We start from the raw sequence: 978 nt of genomic DNA, 5'->3' as shown, positions 1-978 counted from the left end.
TGTTTCCGTTTCGCTCGCCGCTACTCAGGAAATCGCGATTGCTTTCTCTTCCTCCGGGTACTGAGATGTTTCAGTTCCCCGGGTATGCCTTCTATTCCCTATGTATTCAGAAATAGATGCCATCCCATTACGGATGGTGGGTTCCCCCATTCGGAAATCTCCGGATCAAAGCGTACTTACTGCTCCCCGAAGCATATCGGTGTTCGTCCCGTCCTTCATCGGCTTCTAGTGCCAAGGCATCCACCGTGCGCCCTTAGTAGCTTAACCTTAGATTTCGCTAGAAACAGTGTTCTAACGTCATCGATGCACATCGTTAGATGTGACTAACTAAGTTATAACGCAAAAATAAAATAATTATTGGATGTCGTTGTTTGTGCTATCTAGTTTTCAAGGAACATGAAAGAATACAATCATTCTTTCAAAACTAAACGAAACGCTCATGCAAGTTTGGCAACCAATGTTGCCTCGTAATTCTCCATAGAAAGGAGGTGATCCAGCCGCACCTTCCGATACGGCTACCTTGTTACGACTTCACCCCAATCATTTGTCCCACCTTCGGCGGCTGGCTCCAAAAGGTTACCTCACCGACTTCGGGTGTTACAAACTCTCGTGGTGTGACGGGCGGTGTGTACAAGGCCCGGGAACGTATTCACCGCGGCATGCTGATCCGCGATTACTAGCAATTCCGGCTTCATGCAGGCGAGTTGCAGCCTGCAATCCGAACTGAGAACGGCTTTATGGGATTCGCTTCACCTCGCGGTGTCGCTGCCCTTTGTACCGTCCATTGTAGCACGTGTGTAGCCCAGGTCATAAGGGGCATGATGATTTGACGTCGTCCCCACCTTCCTCCGGTTTGTCACCGGCAGTCACCTTAGAGTGCCCAACCTAATGCTGGCAACTAAGATCAAGGGTTGCGCTCGTTGCGGGACTTAACCCAACATCTCACGACACGAGCTGACGACAACCATGCACCACCTG

The 978-nt window shown here is 50.1% G+C and carries 2 rRNA genes; both read right to left on the bottom strand.

Features of this window, described 5'->3' with window-relative positions:
- Positions 1-267 (bottom strand): 23S ribosomal RNA (locus ACXAHI_RS20940); the annotation flags it as partial.
- Positions 268-481: 214 nt separating this feature from the next.
- Positions 482-978 (bottom strand): 16S ribosomal RNA (locus tag ACXAHI_RS20935); the annotation flags it as partial.

The organism is Anaerobacillus sp. ABD4_527 (assembly GCF_056160805.1).
This window is presented reverse-complemented; position numbering and strand designations above follow the sequence as displayed.